General features: G+C 72.8%; 22 protein-coding genes and 1 pseudogene. 13 read left to right on the plus strand and 10 right to left on the minus strand.

The annotated features are described in order from the left end of the window. The first annotated feature begins 93 nt into the window (after positions 1–93). The 3 genes from ACI1MP_RS26085 to ACI1MP_RS26095 all read left to right on the plus strand — a co-directional run bounded on the left by ACI1MP_RS26085 (position 94) and on the right by ACI1MP_RS26095 (position 2,908). Positions 94–690: a TetR/AcrR family transcriptional regulator gene (locus ACI1MP_RS26085; protein ID WP_380344751.1), complete on the plus strand. Its 597-nt coding sequence runs from the start codon at positions 94–96 to the stop codon at positions 688–690. Next, positions 690–2,330 (plus strand): isovaleryl-CoA dehydrogenase, encoded by a 1,641-nt coding sequence (locus tag ACI1MP_RS26090; protein WP_404869592.1) that lies wholly within the window; start codon positions 690–692, stop codon positions 2,328–2,330. The genes ACI1MP_RS26085 and ACI1MP_RS26090 overlap by 1 nt, the downstream gene beginning before the upstream one ends. A gap of 92 nt (positions 2,331–2,422) precedes the next feature. Continuing rightward, the gene (locus ACI1MP_RS26095; protein ID WP_189270367.1) at positions 2,423–2,908 is read left to right on the plus strand and encodes a hypothetical protein; all 486 of its coding nucleotides are present in this window, start codon (positions 2,423–2,425) and stop codon (positions 2,906–2,908) included. Here the strand turns inward: ACI1MP_RS26095 and ACI1MP_RS26100 are convergent. After that, a complete protein-coding gene (locus tag ACI1MP_RS26100; protein ID WP_043913756.1) occupies positions 2,877–3,113 on the minus strand; it encodes a DUF2277 domain-containing protein in 237 nt (78 codons plus the stop codon). The genes ACI1MP_RS26095 and ACI1MP_RS26100 overlap by 32 nt on opposite strands. Before the next feature lie 156 nt (positions 3,114–3,269). Next, entirely contained in the window at positions 3,270–3,929 is a 660-nt protein-coding gene (locus ACI1MP_RS26105) for a 4'-phosphopantetheinyl transferase family protein (RefSeq protein ID WP_404869593.1), read from the minus strand. Positions 3,930–4,096: 167 nt separating this feature from the next. Between ACI1MP_RS26105 and ACI1MP_RS26110 the strand changes: the two genes are divergently transcribed. Further along, entirely contained in the window at positions 4,097–5,455 is a 1,359-nt protein-coding gene (locus ACI1MP_RS26110; RefSeq protein WP_404869594.1) for a choice-of-anchor A family protein, read from the plus strand. Between the two features lie 74 nt (positions 5,456–5,529). Here ACI1MP_RS26110 and kynU read toward each other — a convergent pair whose 3' ends face one another. Next, positions 5,530–6,774 (minus strand): kynureninase, encoded by a 1,245-nt coding sequence (kynU, locus tag ACI1MP_RS26115; protein ID WP_404869595.1) that lies wholly within the window; start codon positions 6,772–6,774, stop codon positions 5,530–5,532. Further along, positions 6,771–7,598 carry a tryptophan 2,3-dioxygenase family protein gene (locus tag ACI1MP_RS26120; protein ID WP_363475113.1) on the minus strand — a complete coding sequence of 276 codons (828 nt, stop codon included), beginning with the start codon at positions 7,596–7,598 and terminating at the stop codon, positions 6,771–6,773. The genes kynU and ACI1MP_RS26120 overlap by 4 nt, the downstream gene beginning before the upstream one ends. 165 nt (positions 7,599–7,763) lie before the next feature. Here ACI1MP_RS26120 and ACI1MP_RS26125 point away from each other — a divergent pair, with 165 nt between their 5' ends. Next, entirely contained in the window at positions 7,764–8,198 is a 435-nt protein-coding gene (locus tag ACI1MP_RS26125) for an Lrp/AsnC family transcriptional regulator (RefSeq protein ID WP_043913751.1), read from the plus strand. A gap of 7 nt (positions 8,199–8,205) precedes the next feature. On the opposite strand, the gene ACI1MP_RS26130 is transcribed toward ACI1MP_RS26125, so the two are convergent. Together ACI1MP_RS26130 and ACI1MP_RS26135 are read right to left on the minus strand one after the other, a co-directional pair. Further along, a complete protein-coding gene (locus ACI1MP_RS26130; protein WP_363475111.1) occupies positions 8,206–8,844 on the minus strand; it encodes a MarC family protein in 639 nt (212 codons plus the stop codon). Between the two features lie 17 nt (positions 8,845–8,861). Further along, positions 8,862–9,179 (minus strand): barstar family protein, encoded by a 318-nt coding sequence (locus ACI1MP_RS26135; RefSeq protein ID WP_100585811.1) that lies wholly within the window; start codon positions 9,177–9,179, stop codon positions 8,862–8,864. Between the two features lie 118 nt (positions 9,180–9,297). On the opposite strand from ACI1MP_RS26135, the gene ACI1MP_RS26140 reads away from it, so the two are divergent. The 3 genes from ACI1MP_RS26140 (at position 9,298) to ACI1MP_RS26150 (ending at position 12,490) form a co-directional block, all read left to right on the plus strand. Further along, positions 9,298–9,861: a DoxX family protein gene (locus tag ACI1MP_RS26140; protein WP_100585812.1), complete on the plus strand. Its 564-nt coding sequence runs from the start codon at positions 9,298–9,300 to the stop codon at positions 9,859–9,861. A gap of 29 nt (positions 9,862–9,890) precedes the next feature. Beyond that, the gene (locus ACI1MP_RS26145; protein WP_380343354.1) at positions 9,891–10,421 is read left to right on the plus strand and encodes a hypothetical protein; all 531 of its coding nucleotides are present in this window, start codon (positions 9,891–9,893) and stop codon (positions 10,419–10,421) included. Between the two features lie 269 nt (positions 10,422–10,690). Then, positions 10,691–12,490: a glycosyl hydrolase family 18 protein gene (locus ACI1MP_RS26150; RefSeq protein WP_380343357.1), complete on the plus strand. Its 1,800-nt coding sequence runs from the start codon at positions 10,691–10,693 to the stop codon at positions 12,488–12,490. Positions 12,491–12,600: 110 nt separating this feature from the next. Here ACI1MP_RS26150 and ACI1MP_RS26155 read toward each other — a convergent pair whose 3' ends face one another. Continuing rightward, the gene (locus ACI1MP_RS26155) at positions 12,601–13,164 is read right to left on the minus strand and encodes a MarR family winged helix-turn-helix transcriptional regulator (RefSeq protein ID WP_380343359.1); all 564 of its coding nucleotides are present in this window, start codon (positions 13,162–13,164) and stop codon (positions 12,601–12,603) included. Positions 13,165–13,304: 140 nt separating this feature from the next. Here ACI1MP_RS26155 and ACI1MP_RS26160 point away from each other — a divergent pair, with 140 nt between their 5' ends. Next, positions 13,305–14,579, plus strand: a complete 1,275-nt coding sequence (locus tag ACI1MP_RS26160; RefSeq protein ID WP_380343361.1) for an MFS transporter — start codon at positions 13,305–13,307, stop codon at positions 14,577–14,579. Between the two features lie 82 nt (positions 14,580–14,661). Here the strand turns inward: ACI1MP_RS26160 and ACI1MP_RS26165 are convergent, their stop codons facing one another. Then, entirely contained in the window at positions 14,662–15,702 is a 1,041-nt protein-coding gene (locus ACI1MP_RS26165) for a MerR family transcriptional regulator (RefSeq protein WP_380343364.1), read from the minus strand. A 278-nt stretch (positions 15,703–15,980) separates the two neighbouring features. Between ACI1MP_RS26165 and ACI1MP_RS26170 the strand changes: the two genes are divergently transcribed. The 3 genes and pseudogenes from ACI1MP_RS26170 to ACI1MP_RS26180 all read left to right on the plus strand — a co-directional run bounded on the left by ACI1MP_RS26170 (position 15,981) and on the right by ACI1MP_RS26180 (position 18,707). After that, positions 15,981–17,564 carry a dolichyl-phosphate-mannose--protein mannosyltransferase gene (locus tag ACI1MP_RS26170; RefSeq protein WP_404869596.1) on the plus strand — a complete coding sequence of 528 codons (1,584 nt, stop codon included), beginning with the start codon at positions 15,981–15,983 and terminating at the stop codon, positions 17,562–17,564. A gap of 52 nt (positions 17,565–17,616) precedes the next feature. Beyond that, positions 17,617–17,901: pseudogene (locus ACI1MP_RS26175) on the plus strand (ABC transporter permease); the annotation flags it as partial. 218 nt (positions 17,902–18,119) lie between these two features. Next, positions 18,120–18,707, plus strand: coding sequence for a TMEM165/GDT1 family protein (locus ACI1MP_RS26180; protein WP_189270354.1), 588 nt, complete (start codon positions 18,120–18,122; stop codon positions 18,705–18,707). Between the two features lie 25 nt (positions 18,708–18,732). On the opposite strand, the gene ACI1MP_RS26185 is transcribed toward ACI1MP_RS26180, so the two are convergent. Further along, positions 18,733–20,070, minus strand: a complete 1,338-nt coding sequence (locus ACI1MP_RS26185; RefSeq protein WP_404869597.1) for a hypothetical protein — start codon at positions 20,068–20,070, stop codon at positions 18,733–18,735. Between the two features lie 127 nt (positions 20,071–20,197). Further along, positions 20,198–21,145, minus strand: coding sequence for an AraC family transcriptional regulator (locus ACI1MP_RS26190; protein WP_380343373.1), 948 nt, complete (start codon positions 21,143–21,145; stop codon positions 20,198–20,200). A 132-nt stretch (positions 21,146–21,277) separates the two neighbouring features. On the opposite strand from ACI1MP_RS26190, the gene ACI1MP_RS26195 reads away from it, so the two are divergent. Further along, positions 21,278–21,775, plus strand: coding sequence for a DUF1772 domain-containing protein (locus tag ACI1MP_RS26195; protein ID WP_404869598.1), 498 nt, complete (start codon positions 21,278–21,280; stop codon positions 21,773–21,775). The last annotated feature ends 3 nt before the right edge of the window (positions 21,776–21,778 follow it).

Raw genomic sequence — 21,778 nt, forward strand, 5'->3', positions numbered from 1 at the left:
GGTGTCTCCGGGGTGAGCCCAGCAAAAAGTGAACGCGTTCAAAACCTGTCGCAGGCCTTTCTGAAGAGCTGAATCGGTGCTTCAATCCTTGGTATGGCCTATCGACGCACCGCCGCCGTCCAGGCCCGGCTCGACGGTCAGCGCGAGGCCGTCCTGCGGGCCGCCGTCGCCCTGCTCGCCGAACGCGGCTACGCCGGCTGCTCGATGGCGGCCGTCGCCGACCGGGCCGGTATCGCCACCGGCAGCATGTACCAGCACTTCGACGGCAAGGCCGATCTCGCCGTCACCCTGTTCCGCACCGTCTGCGGCCGGGAGATCGCCGCCGTCACGGAGGCCGCCGAACGGGCCGCCGACCCGCTGGACGGGGTCGCGGCAGTGGTCTCCACGTTCGCCGCCCGTGCGCTGAAGTCGCCCCGGCTGGCGTACGCGCTGCTCGCCGAACCGGCGGACCGGGTGGTCGAGGCCGAACGCCTGGTGTTCCGGCGGGCGTTCCGGGACTTGATCGCCGGCCGGATCGACCGGGCCGTGGCGAAGGGGCAACTCCCCGTCCAGCGCGCCGAACTGACCGCCGCCGCGATCGTCGGCGCGGTCGGCGAGGCGCTGGTGGGGCCGCTCACCGGCGGGCAGCCGCCGGAGACCGTCCTGCCCGAGCTCGTCACCTTCACCCTGCGCGCCCTGGGAGGGCACTGATGGCAAGCACGCACGAGGTCACCAACCAGGTCCCCGACCCGTACGGCCACGACGTCGCCGAGGATCCCACCCTGCTGGCCGCCCTGGGCCGGGCCGGCGCCGGCTGGGCCGCGGACGAACTGCACGCCCTGGGCCGCCTGGCCGGCACCGAGCAGGCCGCCGACTGGGCCCGGCTCGCCAACGACAACCCGCCGGTGCTGCACACCCACGACCGCTACGGCCACCGCATCGACGAGGTCGAATTCCACCCGTACTGGCACGAGTTGATGCGCACCGCCGTCGAACACGGCCTGCACGCCGCGCCCTGGCAGGACGAGCGGCCCGGCGCGCACACCGCCCGCGCCGCCAAGTTCTACGTCTGGGGGCAGGTCGAGGCCGGGCACACCTGTCCGATCTCGATGACGTACGCCTCGGTGCCCGCCCTCCGCACCAGCCCCGAACTCGCCGCCGCCTACGAGCCGTTGCTGGCCGCCCGGGAGTACGACTTCGGGCTGCGCGAGCCGCACGGCAAGCGCGGGCTGATCGCCGGCATGTCGATGACCGAGAAGCAGGGCGGCTCCGACGTCCGCACCAACACCACCCGCGCCGTCCCCGCCGGCGACGGCACGTACCGGCTGGTCGGCCACAAGTGGTTCACCTCCGCCCCGATGTCCGACCTGTTCCTGACGCTGGCCCAGGCCCCCGGCGGACTGTCCTGCTTCGTGCTGCCCCGGGTGCTGCCCGACGGCAGCCGCAACGCGCTGCGCCTGCAGCGGCTCAAGGACAAGCTCGGCAACAAGTCCAACGCCTCCTCGGAGATCGAGTACGAGGACGCCGTCGGCTGGCTGGTCGGCGAGGAGGGCCGCGGCGTGCGGACCATCATCGAGATGGTCAACATGACCCGGCTGGACTGCACCATCGGCGCCGCCTCCGCGATGCGGTACGGCGCGCTGCGCGCCCTGCACCACGCCACCCACCGGCGGGCGTTCGGCAAGGCGCTGGTCGAGCAGCCGCTGATGCGCAACGTGCTGGCCGACCTGGTGGTCGAGTCGGAGGCCGCCACCGCGATCGCCATGCGGCTCGCCGAGGCCACCGACCGGGCGCTGGCCGGCGACGAGCAGGAGGCCCGGTTCCGCCGCCTGGGCCTGGCCGTCGCCAAGTACTGGGTGTGCAAGCGCGGCCCCGGGCACGCCGCCGAGGCCCTCGAATGCCTGGGCGGCAACGGCTACGTCGAGGAGTCCGGGATGCCCCGGCTCTACCGCGAGGCGCCCCTGGTGTCGATCTGGGAGGGCTCCGGCAACGTCGCCGCCCTCGACGCGCTGCGCGCGATGGCCCGGCAGCCCGAGTCGGTGGCCGCCGTGTTCGCCGAACTCGACGCCGCGAGCGGACTCGACCGCCACTTCGACACCGCCGTCGCCGACCTCCGCAAGGACCTCGCCGACCCCGACCACCTCGAATACCGCACCCGCCACCTGGTCGAACGCCTCGCCCTCACCCTCCAGGCCGCCGCCCTCCTCCGCCACGGCCACCCCGCCGTCGCCGAGGCCTTCACCACCACCCGCCTCGCCGGCCGCTCCGGCCTCGCCTACGGCACCCTCCCCACCGGCCTCGACACGCAGGCGGTCCTCTCCCGGATCCCGTCCCTCCCGACCGGCGCGTAAGCCCCCGCCGGGGCCCGGCAGGGCCCCGGATAAGCGCTGCTAGCGTGGCGGACGATTTCTTTCCGGTGGTTTTTCGAAGGGTTGCGGCGGCGATGGCCAAGTTCCTGCTGAGTCTGCATCTGGTGGTCGCCGTGCTGGCCGTCGGTCCGGTCGCGGTGGCGGTGAGCATGTTCCCGCGGAAGGCGAAGGCCGCCCTGGTGGCGGGGCCCGAGCAGGTGACGGCGCAGGCGTCGGTGCGGTTGCTGCACCGGATCAGCAACATCTACGCGCTGATCGGGATCGCGGTGCCGCTGCTGGGCGTCGGTACGGCGCAGGCGATGCACGTGCTGGGGAACGGCTGGCTGATCGCGTCGATCGTGCTGACGGCGATCGCGGCGGGTGTGCTGCTGCTGTTCGTGCTGCCCGGTCAGCAGGCCACCGTGGACGCGCTGGACGCGACCGAGAACCAGGAGGCGGAGACCACCCGGGCCACCGGCATGCTGAAGATGCTGCCGATGACCGCGGGGCTGTTCAACCTGCTGTGGGTGGTCGTGCTGGTGCTGATGGTCATCCGGCCGGGGTCGACGAACGGGGCGTGACGCCGCGCACCTCCAGCCCGGCCAGCAGTTCGGCGGTGGCGGCCGCGACGGCGGCCACCGCCGCGTCGAACACCTCCCGGTTGTGCGCGGCGGGCGCCCGGAACCCGGAGATCTTCCGGACGTACTGGAGTGCCGCCGCGTGCACGTCCTCGGGGGTGGCGTCGGGCGTCATTGGCGGGCGGAGCGTCTTGATGCTTCGGCACATGCCTCCAGTCTGCTCCGCCCCGCCGACAACGGGCCGGGCCGCCGGCCCGGCGCCACGGCTCCACCGAGCCGGACGGCTGCCGCCCCGACTCCTGGGCGCTGCCGGTGGACGCCGAGAAGCCGGGCGCCGCGCCCGAGCCGGAGGATCAGCGGTGGTTCAGAGCTCGCCGAGCGTCGTCGGCAGGGTGGCCGCCGCCGTGAACACCACCTGTTCGGTGGTGAGTTCGAGGTAGTGCAGGTCGCCGTGCCGGTGCTGGGCGGGCGGGTCGAGGGGGAGTGCGGACAGGTCGATTTCGGGCAGGCTGTCGAGGGTGGCCCGCCCGAGCTTGATCAGGGCTTCCTTGCGGACCCACTGGCGGAGGAACGCCCGGGTCGGGTCGGGGTGGTCGCGGATGAGCGCGGCCTCGGCGGGGCTGAGCACGTGGCTGAGCGAGGCCGGGTCGGTGGTGCGCGGGCCGAGGTGTTCGACGTCCACGCCGATCGGGACGGGGCCGGCCGCGGCGGCGATGATCCCGCCGGTGTGGGACAGGCTGAGGTGGGTGCCGGGGCGGTCGGTGAGCAGGGGCCGGCCGTGTCCGGTGCGGCCGCAGCCGGGGCACTGCTGGCCGAAGGCGATGTCGGCGGGGTCGATGCCGAGGTGCGCGGCCGCGCAGTACCGGACCAGCAGGTGGGCGGCGACGTAGTCGTCGCGGTCGGCGGGGCGGCGGAAGCGGTCGGCGCGTTCGCGCTCGTAGTCGGCGAGCAGCCGTTCGTCGGCGTCCGGCCGGGCGAGGACCTCGGCGGTGGTGGCGAGCAGGGCGAGCGGATGGTTCGACACGGGTCTCCTTGTCCAGGCGGGCGCCGTCATCGGTGCACCAGCAACTTAGTCCGTTCGAGTGATCTTTCTGCGTGTCAGTTGTCAGACGGTCGGGTTTTTCCCGCCAACACCACTTTGCTGGCCGGGGTTCGCTGCCTGCTGACCCACCGTCAACGAAAGGGGTGTCCGTGCGACACGGCGCTCGTCCCAAGAGCCGGCTGGTCCGGTATGCGGCGGTGGCGGCCCTCGCCGCCGCCCCGCTCGTCACACTGGCCTCGATCGGGCAGGCGGACCAACTGGCCCCGCCGCTCGGTCCGTGCGTCGGCGACTGTCCGAACCCGTTCCCGGTGCCGGTGCACAACGGCCCGCCGGCGGGCACCGACAACACGATCAACGTCTTCGTCGGCGGCAACTACACGGTGGAGGGCCGGGCCGCCGAGGTCGAGGGGAAGGTCGTCACGGTCAAGGACCTCACCGTCGCCAAGGACGGCGGCGGCCTGTTCAACATGGGCGTGGTCGGCGTCGGCTCCCAGGTCGCGCCGCCGCCCGGCACCGACCACGTGACGGTCGGCGGCGCCGTCGACGTCGTCACCGGCAACCGGGTGCAGATCGGCGGCGGCGACCCGGCCCGCTGGGGCAACCTGGCCTTCGGCACCACCGAGAGCGGCATCCTGGAATTCTCCGGCCCCGGCGCGGCGCGCCAGGACCCGGCGGCGATCGACCCGTTCCTCGGCCTCACCACGGTCATCAAGGACGACTCGACGTGCATGGCCGAGCAGACCGCCACCGGCACGCTGAGCGTCGAAGGCAACCTGTACACCTTCACCGGCGACGGCCACAGCATGCGGCAGATCTTCAACGTCGACCGGAACATCGGCAGCGACACGGCCGCCGCCGACCTGGTGTTCGCCGGCATCCCGGCCGGCGCGACGGTGATCGTCAACATGGTCGGCCCGGACCCGGTGCTGATCCGCACCAACACCGGCTCCGGCTTCCCCGGCGACCAGCTCACCGACATGCAGCCGCTGCTGATGTGGAACTTCCCCACCGCCGCCGACGCGACGATCTCCGGCGGCGCCCAGTTCCAGGGCTCGATCATGGCGGGCAACGCGGCGGGCACCGTCACGCTGTCCAACCCGGGCACCAACGGCCGCGTCTACGTGGCCGGCAACCTGGTGCAGACCGGCACCTCCGGGACGGAGATCCACGCCTACCCGTTCAACGGCGACCTGCCGACCTGCGGGCAGAGCCCGTCGCCCTCGCCGTCGCAGAGCGAGAGCACCTCGCCGTCGCCGTCGCCCTCGGCGAGCGAGTCGGAGAGCCCTTCGCCGTCGCCGTCCGAGAGCGGGGGCCCCGAGCCGTCGGAGAGCGTCGAGCCCACCCACGGCGAGCGCCCGGAGCCCGGGCAGAGCCACCGGCCCGGTGGCGGGCTGGCGAACACCGGTAGCAGCCTGGTCGCCCCGCTGGCCGGCGGCGCCGCGGTGCTGCTCGGCCTCGGCGCGGCGGCCGTGACGCTGGCCCGCCGCAACCGCGGCCGCCGTCACTGACGCCCCGCGGCCGAACCGCCGAACGGCCGGAGCCCCCACGGGCCCCGGCCGTTCGGCCTGCGGTCGACGCGCCGTCAGGTGACGTCGCCGCGCCGGGCGAACCGGTCCTGCCGCCACTCCCCGGAGGCCAGCACCTCGCGCAGCGCCGTCGCCGCGTCGTGCACGTCCGCCCGGGACAGGTACAGCGGGGTGAAGCCGAACCGCATCAGGTCGGGCGCCCGGAAGTCGCCGATCACGCCGCGGGCGATCAGCGCCTGGACGATCCGGTGGCCCTCCGGGTGCCGCAGCGCCACCTGGCTGCCACGGCGCTCGTGCTGACGCGGCGTCACCGGCTCGACGTCCAGATCGGCCGTCAGCTCCAGGAACAGGTCGGAGAGTTCCAGGCTCTTGGCGCGCACCGCCGCCGGATCGGCCAGCTCCCACACGTCGAGCGAGGACTCCAGCGCGGCCAGGCCGAGCACCGGAGGCGTCCCGGTGAGGAACCGGGTGATGCCCTCGGCGGGCCGGTAGCCCGGCTCGAAGTCGAACTGCCGGGCGTGGCCGAACCAGCCGGTCAGCGGCTGCCGGGCCGCCGCGTGGTGGCGCTCGGCCGCGTACAGGAACGCGGGCGCGCCCGGCCCGCCGTTCAGGTACTTGTAGCCGCAGCCGACCGCGAAGTCCACGTCCGCCGCGTCCAGTCCGATCGGCAGCGCCCCGGCGGTGTGGCACAGGTCCCAGACGGCGAGCGCCCCGGCCCGGTGGATCCGCTCGGTGACGGCCGCCATGTCCAGCAGCTCGCCGGTGCGGTAGTCGACGTGCGAGAGCAGCACCACCGCGGTGTCCGCGTCGAGCACCGCGTCCAGCTGCGCCGCCGAGTCCACCAGCACCGGCCGGGTGCCCGGGTGCAGACCGGTCAGGCCGTCCGCGATGTACAGGTCGGTGGGGAACGCGTGCCGCTCGGCGACCAGCGCGCCGCGCCCGGGGCGCAGCCGCAGCGCCGCGCCGAGCACCTTGAACAGGTTGACGGAGGTCGAGTCGCAGACCACCACCTGCCCGGCCGCCGCGCCCAGCAGGTGCGCGCCGAGCCGGTCGCCGAGCCGCCCGGGCTGGTGGAACCACCCGGCGTCGTTCCAGGACCGGATCAGCCCGTCGCCCCACTCCTCGGCGACCACCTTCGCCAGGTGGCCGGGCGTGCGGCGGGGCAGCGCGCCGAGCGAGTTCCCGTCGAGGTACAGCACGCCCTCGGGCAGTTCGAAGTGCTCGCGCAGCGGGTGCAGCGGGTCGGCGGCGTCGCGGGCGACGCAGTCCTCGCGGGTGGGAGCCGCGGTGTGAGTTGTCACAGTTCGTTCCTGACGGACCACAGTTCGGGGAAGACGTCCTGGTCGGCGGAGTGCTTCAGCCAGCTCAGGCCGGAGGAGCCGCCGGTGCCGGGCTTGCCGCCCATGGTGCGCTTGACGGCGGAGTAGTGGCGCTGGCGCCAACGGGTGACCCGCTCGGCGGTGTCGAGCAGCGCCTCGCCGAGCCGGGCCAGGTCGGCGAGCGCCGGGTCGGTGTACACGGCCCGCCAGGCGGCCTCGACGGCGTCGTCGTGGTCGCGGCGGGCTGCGGCGGGGGCCGCGGGTATCTCCAGGCCGCGGCGGGCCAGCACGGCCAGCGCCTCGTCGTACAGGCTGGGGGTGCGCAGCTCGGTGAACAGCTCGTCGTACTCGGCGGGGGAGTCCTGGTACATGGTCAGCAGGCGCTCGCTCTTGTTGCCGAGCAGGAACTCCAGCCGCAGGAACGCCGAGGACTGGAAGCCGGACGCCTCGCCGAGCACCGGCCGGAACGCGTTGAACTCGGCCGGCGTCATGGCGGCCAGCAGGTCCCAGGAGGAGACCAGCACGTCCTGCGCGTGCAGTCCGCGGCGCAGCGCGTCGCGGGCGGCGGTCAGGTCGTCCTCGCGCAGCGCGGCGCGGGCGGCGGTCCACTCGCGGTGCAGCAGGTCGAAGAGCAGCTCCATCACCTGGGTGGCGACGATGAACGTGTACTCCGCGGGCTCCGCGGAGCGCGGCTGCTGGAGCGCGTGCAGCTCGGTCAGGTGCACGTACTGCGCGTACGGGGTGGACGCGCCGCCCTTCTGGTCGCCGCCGAAGGTCAGGTGGGGCCGGTGGGTCTGCCCGGTCATGGCCGGTACCTCCTGGTTCCGCCCGCTCCGGGGTGCGGCGGGCGCCACCATTGTGCGGCGCGACGGCCTGCTCTTGAATGGGCGTCGTAGCCCGGTTGGCGGCATTGGCCTGCCGTTCGCAAGGTGCTGCGCCCCGATCGCCTGACGAACGCAAAGGAGCCGCCGATGGACGCGGTGGACCGGCTGCTGCTGGCCGAACTCCAGGCCGATGCGCGCCTGTCGTACAACGAGCTGTCCCGCCGGGTGAACCTGTCGCCGCCGGCGGTGGCCGAGCGGGTGCGCCGGCTGGAGGCGGACGGGGTGATCACCGGCTACCACGCGCACCTGGACCCGGCGAAGGCCGGGGCGGCGGTGATGGCCCTGGTGACGGTGCAGTGCTACGGCCCGCGCTGCGTGCTGCGCGATCCGGAGGTGGCGCACTGGCCGGAGGTGTTCCAGCTGCACCGGGTGACCGGCGGGGCGTGCTGCGTCCTGCTGGTCGGCGTCCCGGACATGCCGGCCTTCGAGCGGCTGACCGACCGGCTGGGCGGCTACGGGCAGCCGACCAGCTCGATGATCCTCTCCAGCCCGGTGCCGTGGCGGGCGATCCGGGCGTCCTGACGGGACCTCAGTAGCCGTTCTTGGACGGGGCCAGGTGCACGCCGAGGCTCTCCAGCCCGTACAGGAACATCTCCACGCCGACGGCGGCCAGCAGCAGGCCGAGCAGCCGGGACAGCACCTCCAGCGAGGTGCGCCGGCTGGCCCGCAGCAGCGGGGCGAGCAGCAGGACGGACACGCAGTCCACGGCGATCACCGCGACGTACATGGCGGCGACCGTGGAGTGCCATTCGAGGGTGTCCCGGGTGAGCGACTCGACCAGCAGCGCGGTGATCGCCAGCGGGCTGGCCACGTACGGCAGCAGCAGTTGGCGGATGCCGTCGGCGAGCGGGTTGTCGAGGTGGCCCTCGCTGCTGCCGCCGCCGAGGTGGACGCCGAGCACCAGGGCGACGGCGTAGATGAAGAAGATCACCCCGCCGGCGATCTGCAGCGACTGGTCGGAGATGTGGAACAGCGCCGCCATGACGTCCGCGGTGTACGCCAGCACCAGGCCGACCACGGCGGCGACCACCGAGGACACCAGGGTGAGTTTTCGCAGTTCGGCCGGGGTGCGGCTCTGGCTGAGCTGGGCGAAGGCCAGCAGCACCTTGGGCGGGCCGACCACGGCGAAGAAGGTGACGAAGACGGTGCTCAGGTTGATCGCCGACATGCGCCCATGATGGGCGGTCAGCGCAGCCGGACGGTGACGCCACCCTGGCGCAGGACGTCGAGGACGGCGTCGAAGTAGGAACGCTCCTCGTCGTCGGGGCCGATCACCCGGCGGGTGAGCCCCTGGGCGGAGACCAGGGCGTGGCGCCAGATCAGCACGTACGGCGGCTCGGGGGTGAAGCCGCCGCGCAGGACGTCGGCGAGGGCGTCGAGGTTCTTGCCGTAGTAGTCGCCGGGGGCGTGCACGGCGCGGCCGAGTTCGGCCCAGAAGCTCGGCTCGTCGGTGACCCGGTCGCCGTGCAGGACGTACTCGGGCGGCTGCGGTGCGGTGGGCATCGGGAGTCTCCCTGCGGGGTGGGTCGGGTCGCCCGGATGGGTTCGCCGGGTCGAGCGGGGCCGGTGCGCACGCTGGGATGGGCCCTACGGTCTTCTCTTCACACCCAGGGGCAACACCATGTCCAGTCTGCACCGCAAGGATCTCGGTCTGTTGGCACTGCGCTCGGTCGTCGGCGGTGTCCTGTTCGCGCACGGCGCGCAGAAGCTGTTCGGCTGGTTCGGCGGCGGCGGCCCGGAGGCCACCGCCCAGGCCATGGAGCAGATGGGCTTCGAGCCGGGCGAGCGCAACGCCCTGGCGGCGGGGCTGGGCGAGGCGGGCGGCGGTGCGCTGCTCGCGGTGGGCCTGGCCACCCCGGTGGCCGGGTCGGTGGTCGCCGGGACGATGGCGGGCGCCATCGCGGTGCACTACCCGGCGGGCTTCTTCGCGCACGGCGGTGGCTACGAGTACCCGGCGCTGCTCGGCGCCTGCGGCCTGGTGCTGGCGGTCTCCGGCCCGGGCGCCTACTCGCTGGACGCGGCCTCCGGGCACGCGCTGGGCCGTCCGTGGGTCGGTGTGCTGGCGTTCGCGGCGAGCGCGCTGGGCGCCGTCGCGGTGGTGTCGCGCCGTCAGGACGCGATGCGCAGGCGGGAGGCCCGGGCCGCGGACGAGGCGGCGGGCGAGAACGGCACCGGGCTCTCCTGAGCGCCGCGACGAGAGAGGGAGATTCACTGATGGAGCGACGGATTCGGGTCGCCGCGGGCTGGACCGCGGCCGTGCTGGTGGGCGCTGCTGCGCTGGCCGGCTGTACGTCGAGCGGCAAGCCGGCCGGAACGGCGTCCTCGGCGTTGGAGGGCGGCAAGTCGGCGGTGGCCTCGGCCGCGGAGTCGGCACTGGGGTCGGCCACCGCCGCGATCGGCTCGGCTGCGGCCTCGCTGGGCGCCTCCGCGCAGGCCGCGGCGTCCTCGGCGCTGGCGAGCGTCAAGGGCGGGCTGAACGTGAAGGGCGATGTGGCGCTGGGGTCGGTGACCACCGAGTCGGACGGCAAGCTGTCGGTGCCGGTGACCGTCACCAACCACGGTTCCCAGGCGGGCAAGTACACGATTCAGGTCAACTTCGACGACGCGTCGGGGAACCTGCTGGACGCCACCGTGGTGACGGTGCCGGAGGTGGCTGCCGGGGCGACTGCGCAGGCCACGGCGCACAGCAACCGGTCGCTGAACACTCCCGTGACGCCTGTGGTGGCGAATGCGCTGCGGTACTGATCGGTCACCGAACCTTAAGCGGGGCGTAAGCGTCAGATCCCGCTCTTGACGGCCGAGTTGGTCTAGTCCATTTTACTTGGCAGGTGCAGGGAGCCCCTGGGCCGGCGCCGGTGGTTCAGACCACCGGCGCCGGTTCGGCTTATCCCGTACCCGGCGTTTTTGCAGGCCAACGCTCGATTCCCCCTGTCATGCCCCTGGCTGTGCGGCCCCACCTCGCACGGTTCGTATCCGGGTTTGTCAGGACCCCCACAACCAGGAGTCACGCAGCCATGCTTCGTACCGTTCCCCAGTCGCCCTCGCGGCGGCGCCCCAAGGGCTGGGCCGCGCTCGCGGCCGGCACTGCGGCGTCCCTGCTGCTCGGCGGCACCCTGGCGCTGTCCGGCGGCACCGCCCAGGCGGCCCCCACCAACTCGACCGGCGCGCCCGCCACCAGCGGTGGCATCAAGGTGGCCTACTTCGACCAGTGGTCGATCTACACCAACGGCTACTACCTGAAGACCATGAACGACACCGGCGCCGCCGGCAAGCTCGACTACCTGATCTACGACTTCGGGAACATCGACCCCACCAACCTCACCTGTTTCGAGGCCAACAAGGCCGCGTCGCAGAACGAGGACGACCCCAACGCGGGTGACGGCGCGGGTGACTCCTTCGCGGACTACCAGAAGAGCTTCGGCGCCGACATCTCGGTCGACGGCGTGGGCGACACCTGGAACCAGCCGATCGTGGGCAACTTCAACCAGCTGAAGAAGCTGAAGGCGAAGAACCCCAACCTCAAGGTGCTGCTGTCGATCGGCGGCTGGACCTACTCGAAGTACTTCTCGGACGCCGCGGCCACCGACGCGTCCCGCAAGAAGTTCGTGTCCTCCTGCGTCGACCTGTACATCAAGGGCAACCTGCCCGTGCAGGGCGGTTACGGCGGCCCCGGCACCGGCGCCGGCATCTTCGACGGCATCGACATCGACTGGGAGTACCCGGGCGGCAACGGCCACACCGGCAACCACTCCTCGCCGAACGACAAGCAGAACTTCACCTCGCTGCTCGCCGAGTTCCGCAGCCAGCTGGACGCCCAGGGCAAGACGGACGGCAAGACCTACGGCCTGGCGGCCGCGGTCGGCGCCGGTCAGGACAAGATCAAGTACGTCGAGACCGACAAGATCGGTCAGTACCTGACCTTCCTCGACATCATGACGTACGACATGCACGGCGGTTGGGAGGCCAAGGGCCCGACCAACCACCAGGCCCCGATCTACACCAACCCGAACGACCCGATGAACCCGGTCCCGGGCGGCAACGGGAAGTACTCGCTGGACAACGCCATCAAGGCGTACACCGTGGGTGACCCGCAGTACGGCATCGCGGGCGGCTTCCCGGCGAAGAAGATCAACGTCGGCGTCCCGTTCTACTACCGCGGCTGGACCGGCGTTACCGCCGGAAACAACCACGGCCTGTTCCAGCCGGCGACCGGCCCGGCGGCCGGCGGCTCCTACTCGGGCAACGTCGCCGGCATCAAGATGTACAAGGAGCTGAACGGCTTCGTCGACAACCCGTCCTACACGTACTGGGACGACGCCGCGAAGGCCGCGTACTTCTACGACGGCACCACCTTCTGGTCGGGCGAGAACGCCCAGTCGATCCAGGCCAAGCTGGACTACGCGCACTGCAACGGCCTCGGCGGCTCGTTCGCCTTCTCGATGTACGACCTGGGCACCCAGACCGCGCTGTTCGACAAGATGGTGACCGCGACCAACGGCTCCGCCGCGAACTGCCCGGCCGCCCCGAACTCCCCGTCGCCGTCGGCCTCCGCCTCGCAGTCGGCCAGCCCGTCGCCGTCCACCTCGGCCTCCTCCTCGGCCTCGGCGTCCCCGTCCTCCTCCGCCTCCCCGTCGCAGTCCGCCACCTCCGGCGCCTGCTCCGGTGCGCCGAGCTGGAACGCGGGCACCGTGTACGCCACCGCCACCAAGGTCTCCTGGAAGGGCCACTACTACACCAACAAGTGGTGGACCACCGGCGAGGACCCGAGCCTGAGCGGCCAGTGGGGCACCTGGACCGACAACGGCGCGTGCTGAACCCCGGCTGACCGGCAGTAGCCCTTGAACGCGAGGGGCGCAGGGAGATCACTCTCCCTGCGCCCCTCGTCGCGTTTCCCCGGCCGCCGCCTTCCCGTCGCAGCGGCGGGTCAGCAGGTCAGGTCGTCGGTGCGGCCGAGGGCGTCCGGCTGGGACTCCTCGATCCGGCGCAGCATCCGGGTCAGCGCCGCGGCCAGCTCGGGGCGGTCCTCGCCGGGGACGTCCTGGAGCAGGTCGCCCTCGAAGACGGCGGCCATCCGCATCAGCTCGATCCACTTGTCGCGGCCGATCGGGGTGAGCTCGATGATCACCCGGACCCGGTTGGCCTCGTCGCGCTCGCGGGTGACCAGGCCCTCGGCGACCATCCGGTCGATCCGGTGGGTCATCGCGGCCGGAGTCAGGCCGAGACGCTTGGCGAGCTCGCCCGGGCCGAGCCGGTACGGGCTGCCGGCGAACACCAGCGCCTTGAGCACCTCCCACTCGGCGTTGGTGATGCCGAGGGTGGCCAGCTGGCGGCTGTAGGCCACGTTCATCCGGCGGGAGAGTCGGGAGAGGGTGGAGACGATGGTCTCCACCTGGGGATCCACGGTGGGGAACTCCCGCTGGTAGAGGGCCACCTGTTCGGCGATGCCGAGTTCGGTGGCGGAGTCGGGCTCCGCTCTGCGTGCGCTCATACGGTCATTGTTCCACGCATGGTGCAGCTGTTAAGCCTTTGACTCGTTAAGGTTTCTATGCGTAGACTTTAGGTCTGAAATCTTACGGGGTAAAGCGAGGGCCGCAGGGGCCTGCTTTCGGAGTCTTCGAGGGGTGCCAAGTGAAGGAGTGGGGCGGCCGACTGCGTCGCGTCCAGATCGGCAACGCGCTCAGCGCGTTCGGCAGCGGCTTCACGCTGCCGTACATGTTCGTGTACGTGAGCGAGGTGCGCGGCCTCGGCTCCGCGGCGGCCGGCGCGGTGTTCACCGTGTTCGCGCTCGCCGCGCTGGCCGTGCTGCCGTTCACCGGCCGCGGCATCGACCGGTACGGCCCGCGCCCGGTGCTGCTGGCCGGCACCGCGATGGCCGCCGTCGGCGCGTTCGCCTTCGGTCAGGCCGCGAGCACGCCCACGCTGCTGATCTCCTCCTTCCTGTTCGGCGCCGGCGTCACCACCTGCCAGCCCGCACTCGCCACGATGATCGTCCGCTGCACCCGCAAGGCCGAGCGCTCCCGCGCCTTCGCGCTCCAGTTCACTCTGGTCAACCTCGGCATGGGCATCGGCGCGCTGGTCGGCGGCCAGGTCGTCGACACCGCCGACCCGGCCAGCCTGACCAGGCTCTTCACCATCGAGGCGCTGACGTTCCTCGGCCTGGCCGCCGTCACCGGCACCGCGAGGATGCCCGCGGCGGAGGTCGAGCCGGCCGGCCCGGCCGCGGCCGGGAGGAGCAGCGGGCTGCGGACGCTGGTCGCCGACAAGGCGATGCTGCGGCTGTGCCTGCTCGCGGGGCTGATCTTCTTCACCTGCTACGGCCAGTTCGAGTCCGGCGTCGCCGCGTTCGCCACCGACACCGTCGGCACCGCGCCCTCCACCCTGGGCCTGGCGATCGGCGCGAACGCGCTGACCATCGTGCTGCTGCAGATGTTCGTCGTCCGGATCACCGAGCGTCGCCGTCGCACCACCGCGATGGCCGCCGCCGGTGTGGTCTGGCTCGCCGCCTGGGGCATGGCCCTGGTCGCCGGCCTGATCCGCGAGGACGCGATGGCCGCGACGATCGCCATCGTCGCGATCTATGCCCTGTTCGGTGTCGGCGAGTCCCTGCTCGCCCCCACCATGGGCCCGATCGTCGCGGACCTCGCCCCGGCCCGACTGCTCGGCACCTACAACTCCGGCTACGCCCTGGTGAAGCAGACCGCCGTCGCGGTCGGCCCCGCCGTCGGCGTCCTGCTGGTCGGCTCCGGCACCTGGCCGCTCTACCTCGCCTCGATGGCGCTCTGCACCCTGCTGATCGTCGCCCTGGCAGTCCGCCTCCGCGGCTACCTGACGCCCGCACAGGACAACGTCCGGGTGCTGAACGTCCCGCAGCACGAGCTGCGCGAGCTGGAGGCCGTGGCCTGACGCGAAACCGGCCTGACGCGAAACCGGCCGCCCACCCGGGAGTCCTTCCCGGGCGGGCGGCCTTTTCGGGTCCGCGGGCGGGTCAGCGGCGGGTGGGCATCAGGAGGGAGAAGGTGTCCTCGCGGGCCGGGAAGCGGATGGCCAGCGGGGCGATCGGGCCGGTCAGTTCGAGGACCAGCTGGTCGGCGCCGCCCACGGCCTCCAGCAGGAAGTCCCGGTTGACGTGGACCAGCAGCTCGGCCGGGTCGGTGCCCGGGAGGGCGTCGGCGGCGGTGGCGGTGAGGGGAGCGACGGGGAAGTCGACGCCGTCCTGGGAGCGGGTCACCACGGACGGCTCGGTGGCGGCGAGCATGCTGCGCAGTTGGTCGGCCGTCAGCGTGAGGCGGTGGGTCGGCTCCAGGCGGACCAGGCGGCGGTAGTCCGGGAAGTCGTGCTCGACCCGCTCGCCGGAGAGCTCGCGGCCGGCTGCGCGGACGGTGAACTGCTCGCCGTCCAGGACGAGTTCCGCCTCCTCCGCATCCGCGAGCAGGGCCCGGGCGGCGTCCGTGAGGGCGGTCGGGAGCAGCGCGGAGACGGCCGGGCCGTCCAGCACGGCCGGGCAGTCGGCGACCGCCAGCCGGTAGCGGTCGGTGGCGACCAGGTGCAGCACGCCGTCCTCCGCGTCCAGGAAGATCCCCGCCACGGCGGGCACCGAGGCGTCGGACGGGGCGGCGAAGCGCACCGCGTCCAGCGCGGCGGCAAGGCGGTCGGCGGGAACGGTCAGTCGGGTCTGCGGCACGGGGAACTCCCTCGAATCGAGCGCGGCACGGACGGCGGAGAGCTCACGGCGGGCATCGGACAGGCCGTCCGCCAGCCGCCGCACATGCGCGTCCAGCTCGGCCCGGGCCTCGGCCGGCGTACCGGTCAGCACCCTGGTGATCCCGGCCAGCGGCATGCCCACGCGACGCAACCTCGCCAGCAGGCGGGCGTCCGGCAGCTGCTCGTCCGCGTACCACCGGTACCCCGACCGCGGGTCCACCACGGCGGGGGCGAAGACGCCGGCGCCGTCGTAGAACCGCAAGGCGCTGACGCTCAGTCCGCTGGCGCGGGCCGTCTCGCCGATGCTGCGCAATCTGCTCTCCACGCGGTAGACCCTGATGCCTCGACCTGGTCGAGGGTCAAACGTAAGGGGTGAGGGGAACCGCGTGACGAGCGCACGGCCCGTCCGGAAGGTCGCGATCACGTGCACGCCGTCGTCGGGCGTCGCGACCTTGCGGTCGGGTGAGTTCCCCTCCGTGCAGTTCCGCCCCCTCGGCTTTGCCCGGGGGTACCCCCGGCGCCCCCGCTTATGCATCCCTGCGCTTCTTGGCCGTTAGGATGCGGACATTGCGGACATGTCGTCAACTTGCGGACGGGAAGGGTATGGCGCTGGCGGTCGAGTCGCGGCAGGCGGTCGTGGGGGTCGCGGTGAGGCGGGACCGGTTCCGGTGGTGGGGGCCGCTCGGGGTGGCGGTGTTCGCGGGGGTGTTGCGGCTGTGGGACCTGCCGTACCCGAATGCGTTCGTGTTCGACGAGACGTACTACCCGAAGGACGCGTGGTCGCTGCTGCAGCAGGGCTACGAGGGGGTCTGGCCGGACAACGCGAACCAGTTGATCCTCGGTGTGCCGCAGGTGATCCCGCTCAGCGGGGCACCGGCCTTCGTCGCGCATCCGCCGCTCGGCAAGTGGGTGATCGCGGTGGGGGAGCACTTCTGGGGCCTGCACCCGTTCGGCTGGCGGATCACGGTGGCCGTGCTGGGCTCGGTGAGCGTGCTGATGCTGGCCAGGATCGGGCGCCGGCTGTTCCGGTCGACGCTGCTGGGGTGTGTCGCGGCGCTGCTGATGGCCGTGGACGGGCTGCAGTTCGTGATGAGCCGGGTCGGTCTGCTGGACGGCATCTCGGCGTTCTTCGTGCTGGCCGCGTTCGGCTGTCTGCTGATCGACCGGGACCGCACCCGTGACCTGCTGCGCGCAGCGCTCGCGGAGGGGGGCCGGGCCGGCGACGAGGTCCGGCTCGGGGTGCGTCCGTGGCGGGTGGCCGCCGGGGTGCTGCTGGGTGCGGCGTGCGCGGTCAAGTGGAACGGCCTGCAGATCCTGGCGGTGTTCACGGTCCTCGTCCTGCTGTGGGACCAGGCGGGGCGGCGGGCGGCGGGTGCGCGGCGGGCGTGGCGGTCGATGCTGCGGCGCGATCTGTGGCCGGCCGCGCTGTCGATGGTGGGCAGTGCGCTGGTGGTGTACGTGGTGGCGTGGAGCGGCTGGCTGGCGACCACGGGCGGTTACGGCCGGCAGTGGGCGGACGGCCGGGCGGGGCTGTCCCCGGCCCGGACGCCGCTGGTCGACATTCCGCTGCCGCAGGTGTCGATGAGCTGGGTGCCGGCGCCGCTGCGCAGCCTGTGGCACTACCACGCGCAGATGTACGACTTCAATACCGGCCTGTCGTCCCCGCACAGCTACCAGTCGAACCCGTGGAGCTGGCTGGTGCAGGGCCGCCCGGTGTCCATGTACTGGGAGCAGGTGCCGGACGGGCAGCGCGGCTGCACGTCCGCCGAGGGCTGTGCGAGCCAGATCCTGGCGCTGGGCACCCCGTTCCTGTGGTGGACGGCGTGCTTCGCGCTGGCGTACGTGCTGTACCGGTGGTTCTTCCGGCGGGACTGGCGGTCCGGCGCGATCCTGGCCGGGGTCGCCGGGGTCTACCTGCCGTGGTTCCAGTACCAGCAGCGGACGATCTTCTCGTTCTACATGGTGCTGCTGGTGCCGTTCCTGTGTCTGGCGGTGACGCAGATGCTGGGGGCGATGCTCGGGCCGGAGGGCTGCCCGCCGAGCCGCCGCCGGTGGGGCGCGGCCGGGGCCGGGCTGATCGTGCTGGCGATCGTGGGCTGTTTCGCGTATTTCCACCCGCTGTACACGGCGGAGGTGATCCCGATGTCCGAGTGGCGCGCCCGGATGTGGTTCACCAGCTGGATCTGACGGAACCCACAGAACGTGAGAACGCTTTCCGCAGGCGCGGGTTCGCAGTTGCTGCCGGTCACCTGGCCGCTCGGCGTGGCGTGCGCGGTGCTGCTCCTGCCGGACGGCCGCCGCGACCTCGTTGGTGCCCGCGCTCGACCAGACCCGCACCGTCGGCCTGGTCACCCTGCCCGGCGCGTTCGTCGGCATGCTGCTCGGCGGCGCGACGCCCGTCCAGGCCGGGGCGGTGCAGATGTTCGTGCTGGTCGGGCTGCTGGCGGTGGAGGCGGTGGCGGTCACCGCGGTACTGGAACCGGTCGGCTGCGGGCTGGTCGGCGGCCCGGGCGGCAGCCGGTAAACTCGCCGGGTTGTTGAAGGGGAGTAGCCCTCCACCGGACCGTCGACATACCGGCCCGTCCCTCGCGGACGTGCCCGGCGCCCGGGGCACCTCACGGGGTGTCGGCGAGACCTTCGGCCGCAGTGCTGTGACCATGAACCAGTGCTGCCGGGCCGAGGCGTCCCCTTCTGCGGGTGCCCGGGGCGCGGCGGCCCGAGACCGAGAGACCCCCGTATCCGATGAACAGCCTGACCATCGCCGCGCTCACGTTCGGCATCATCTTCCTCTCCGAACTGCCGGACAAGACCGCGCTGGCCAGCCTGGTCCTCGGCACCAAGTACCGGGCGAGCTACGTCTTCGCGGGCATCGCCGCCGCGTTCGCTGTGCAGGTCGCGCTCGCCCTGGTCGCGGGCAGTCTGCTGGCGCTGCTCCCGCAGCGCTGGGTGGAGGGCGTCTCCGGTGTCCTGTTCCTGGTCGGCGCGGGCATGCTGCTGTGGCACAAGGAGGACGAGGACGAGGAGGGCGAGGCCAAGGAGCCCGCGAACAGCTCGTTCTGGAAGGTGGCTGGCACCAGCTTCGTGATCGTCGCGGTCGCCGAGTTCGGCGACCTCACCCAGATCATGACCGCCAACCTGGCCGCCAAGTACGCCGACCCGCTGGCCGTCGGGCTGGGCTCCTGGCTGGCGCTGTGCGCGGTCGGCGGCATCGCCATCGTCGGCGGGCAGAAGCTGCTCCAGCACGTGCCGATGAAGGTCATCGTCCGGGTCGCCGCGCTGGCGATGATCGCGCTGGCCGGCTTCAGCCTGTTCAAGGCGATCACCGGCTGACACTGCGTCAAGCATGGCGCGGGGGTCAGCAGTTGGGGTTCTGTGCCGTCGACTCCAGCAGGGCTCGGGTCTGCGGGTCGTAGACACCCCGCTCGATGCCCTTCAGCGTGCTGCGGTTCTGCTGCTGGAAACTGGCCAGCGCGGTCTCCGTCCAGAAGCCGAAGCCGACCTGGTTGCTGCTGGTCCGGTCCCTGTCGAGGTCGCCGATCCGGTTGCAGCCGACCGTCATCAGCAGCCGCTGGAGCTGCACCACGTCCGGCCCGGTGTCGTTCCGCCGGAGTGTCCGGATCGGGGCGGACGAGGACGGCTGGGCGGTCGGGGAGGCGGACGGGCTGTTCGTGGCCGGGGCGGTGGTGACGGGCGCGGCCACCGGCTGAGTGCTGATGACGGTCTGGGACGGCCGGGCGGAGGTGCGGGTCGGCGACGGGCTGTTCGCGCTCGCCGACGCGTCCGGGGACGCCTCGACGCTGGGCAGTGCGCTCGGCGTGCCCTCGGCGGACGAGGCCACCGCCGGGCCGCTCGGCACGGGCAGCGCGTTGTCGACGGTGCTCGGCGAGGAGGACAGCAGCATCGCCAGGCTCGCGCCCAGTGCCGTCACGCCCACCGCGCCGCCCGCGATCACCAGCCGCTTGCGGTCGGCGCTGCGCCGCCGCTGCGAACGGCGCTCCGCCCGGCTGACCGGCGCGGCCGACTCCTCGTCGTGGAAGCTGAACATGCCCAGGTCGGCAGGCGGACGTGCCGAACCCGGGTCCGGGGGGATCGGCATGGCGGCCGGGTCGGGTCCGGCGGGCACCGGCGGGAGCAGCGCGGTGACGGGTTCGGGGCCGGCGGGTATCGGCGGGAGCAGCGCGGTCGGCGGTTCGGGCTGCGGCTGCGGCGGCGGCACCACCCGGCCCAGCGGGAACGGGACGCCCTGCTCGGTCTGCACGAACCGTCCGGGCGCGGCCGTTCCCTGCGGCGGGACGGACGGCAGCAGCTGCGTCGCGGCGGCGTCCGGCTCGGGGAGGGGCGTCTGCGACGGCGCGAACGGGCCGGCGGCCTGCGGGACGTGCGGCGGCAGGCCGGGCGCCGACGGCGGGACGGCCCCGGGAGCGGACTCCTGCGGCGGCACGAACGGCGCCCGGTCCGAGGGCGACTGCGCGGTGATCGGCTGCACCGAGGGCCGGCCGACCCGGGTCGCGAACGGGTCGGCAGCCGGGTTGCCGGGCTCCACCACGGGGGTGCCGGCGACGTACGGGCGCACCAGGTGCGGGCCGTCCAGCGGCGGGAGGACCGCGGTCTGCTCGGCCGGGGAGAAGGCGTGGCACGCGCAGCTGCCGGCCGGCCCTACGGTGCCGCAGCGGGGGCAGCGGTCTGCCGGCATCGGCCGGTCCTCCTCGGGTCGGAATCGAACGGGGTGATTATGCAGGACCATCCCACGGGGCAACAGGGACGCCCGGCGTCGGGGTGCATCCTGGCCGGTGCGAGCGGCCGTCCGGAAGCCGGGTCCGTCAGCCGACTGCGGCGCCCGCCAGCTCGCGGAACTGCTGCGGGCTGACCCCGCGGACCCGCTTGAACGCGGCGCTGAGCGCGAAGCCGCTGCCGTAGCCGACCCGGCGGGCGACCGCTGTGAGGGTGGCGTCCGGTTCGGCCAGCAGGTCGGCGGCCTGGGCGAGCCGCCAGTTGGTCAGGTACGCCATCGGGGGTTCGCCCACCAGGTCGGTGAAGCGCCGGGCGAGCGCGGCCCGCGAGACGCCCGTCTCGGCGGCCAGCTCGTGCACCGTCCAGGCGCGCGCCGGGTCGGTGTGCAGCAGGCCCAGCGCGCGGCCCACCACCGCGTCGGCGTGCGCCCGGTACCAGGCGGGGGCGTGTCCGGCGTCGCGGGCGAACCAGCTGCGCAGCGCGGAGATCAGCAGCAGGTCGAGCAGCCGGTCCAGCACCACCTCCTGGCCCGGCTCGTCCCGTCCGATCTCCGCCTCCAGCAGGGACACCAGCGGCGAACTCCACTCCTCGGCGGCCAGCCGCAGCACCGGCGGCAGCGCCCGCAGCAGCCGTCCGCTGACCTCGCCGTGCAGCTGGTAGGTGCCGCTGAGCAGCACCGTCGCGGCGTCCCCGGCGGTGCCCCAGGTCCGCACGCCCTGGTCGAGCTCCTCGCACATTCGCTCACCGTCGACGGTGGTCGACACCTGCCCCGGGTGGATCACCACCTGCGGCGCGGTCTCCGGCCGGTCGGCGACGGTGTACGGCTCCGGCCCGCGGACGATCGCCAGGTCGCCGACCCGCAGCGGCACCGGCGGCGCGCCGTCCGGGACGATCCAGCCGTCGCCGCGCACCGTGGTCAGCACCGTCAGCGGCGCCCGGTCCTCGATCCGGATCGCCCACGGCGGGTCGAACACCGACCGCAGCAGGAACGCCCCTTGGGCCCGGGGGCCGGTCAGCAGTGCGGCGAGCGCGTCCATGGCGGCCAGCGTAGACGTCCGGCGCCCGGCCGGGTGGACTCTCGCGCATGCCAACGAGCTTCTGGGCCATGGATCTTGAGCCTCCCCGCCGGTTGACTTGAGGGCATGACCACACGAACGGGGGCCCACGGCATGGCAGTTCTTCGCACGGTGACGCTGATCGGCGCGACCCTCACCGCAGGGCTCAGCGCGGGCCTGTTCTACTCCTACGCCTGTTCGGTGATGCCCGGCCTGGCCAAGGTCGAGGACCGCGCCTTCGTCGACACCATGCAGCGCATCAACGTGGCCATCCTGAACGGCTGGTTCATGCTCAGCTTCGTCGGCGCGCTGGTGCTCATCGTCGCCGCGGGCATCCTGCAGTGGCGCGGCGGAAACCGAACCGTCCTGCTGTGGATCGGCGCCGCCGCCGTCCTCTACCTCGCCATGTTCGTCATCACCAGCGCCGTCAACGTCCCCCTCAACGACAGACTGGCTGCCGCCGGCGCCCCCGACAAACTCACCGACCCGGCCGCCGTCCGCGCCGCCTTCGAGGACGTCTGGGTCCGCTGGAACGTCGTCCGCGCCCTCGCCGCCACCGCCGCCTTCGCCTGCCTGACCTGGGCGCTGGCCCTGTCGGGCCGCCACTCCTGACCT

The sequence above is a fragment of the Kitasatospora griseola genome (genome assembly GCF_044999035.1).
GTDB classification, from domain to species: Bacteria; Actinomycetota; Actinomycetes; order Streptomycetales; family Streptomycetaceae; genus Kitasatospora; species Kitasatospora griseola.